Source organism: Aerococcus sp. L_32 (assembly GCF_050689315.1).
Genome location: NZ_JBOEQF010000561.1, coordinates 1 through 1,148 on the forward strand (window position 1 = coordinate 1; position 1,148 = coordinate 1,148).

At 42.3% G+C, this 1,148-nt stretch carries 1 protein-coding gene; it reads right to left on the reverse strand.

Features of this window, described 5'->3' with window-relative positions; all coding sequences use genetic code 11:
- Window positions 1-24 precede the first annotated feature (24 nt).
- Window positions 25-1,059: a DNA polymerase III subunit delta gene (gene holA, locus ACRCJ0_RS14775; RefSeq protein ID WP_271735582.1), complete on the reverse strand. Its 1,035-nt coding sequence runs from the start codon at window positions 1,057-1,059 to the stop codon at window positions 25-27.
- Between the last annotated feature and the right edge of the window lie 89 nt (window positions 1,060-1,148).

Here is a 1,148-nt window from a genome sequence, read left to right on the forward strand (position 1 = left end):
CCTGTTTTTTCTCACATATATGTCTTAACTAGCTGCCCTACCTGAACAAAAGTCTAAAATAAACCACTCAATCCCGAGATGTTGGTCTACTTTTCCCTGTTTAATATCAAAGTCTAATTCAATCAACTTCATATAACCTACCATAAGTAAATTCGGCGAATAAGGATTAATCGATTGGCCAGCCATTTTAATCCGGTATGGATGAACGCCAATCGTTTCAGCCATTGATCCTTGGTCATAACCCGCTTTCTTCAATTGGATAATTTGCGTATACAAGCGGAAGTTAGACTGGAGTAAACCAAGAATTGCGATGGGTTGGTTCTTCTGTGCGATTAGTTCGCGGTATAACCTTAAAGCAGCGGCTGAATCTTGACGCATAATATGATCCGTCAGATGGAAAATATTGTCATCCAATGACGGTGTCACCAACAAGTCAACATCTCGCTGGTTGATCCTTTTCTCGTCCCCTACATATAAAATCAACTTGTCCATCTCACGAATGGACTGGGTAAGCTGGTAATTGGTCCGTTTCAAGAATAGGGCCATGGCTTCTCTGGTCATATCGACGCCTTCTGAAGCCACATACCGCTGCATATAGTCTTTCACTTGAGGTTCGGCCATGACAGAGGTATCCACAAATGTGGCTTTCTTCTTCAGTTGTTTCACAATTTTCTTCCGGCCATCTAAAGATTCGTAATCAGCCACAATGACTAAAACCACATCCTCAGCTGGATTGTCTAGGTATTCGAGTAAGGACGCGTCATCCTGCTTGATGGCATTCTTCTTCTGTGACCCCGTTAAAAAAGCTGGTTGCCGCATTAAAATCAATCTTGGTTCATTGAAAAATGAAATGGTGTTGGCTTCAACCATCACGTCCGCCAAGCTATCTTCTTCCATATCAAAGGACATGTAATTCATGGCGTTGGCGTCTTCTTGTAAGTACTGACCTTCAATGGCCGTTAAAAACCGGTTGATTAAGTAGGTTTCAGGCCCTTGTAGTACATATATGGGGTCAATTTGCCCGTTATTTAGCGCCTGTAATGCCTTTTGTAATTCCATAACCTACCTCCTAATTTGATTGCACGCTGTCTATTTTAGCGGATTTGGGCCAATAAATATAGTGGACAGCACCCATTGTATCCGTCCGG

Coding starts and splice junctions, on each gene's coding strand:
- holA (WP_271735582.1), bottom strand. CDS start 1,059: ATGGAATTACAAAAGGCATTACAGGCGCTAAATAACGGGCAAATTGAC.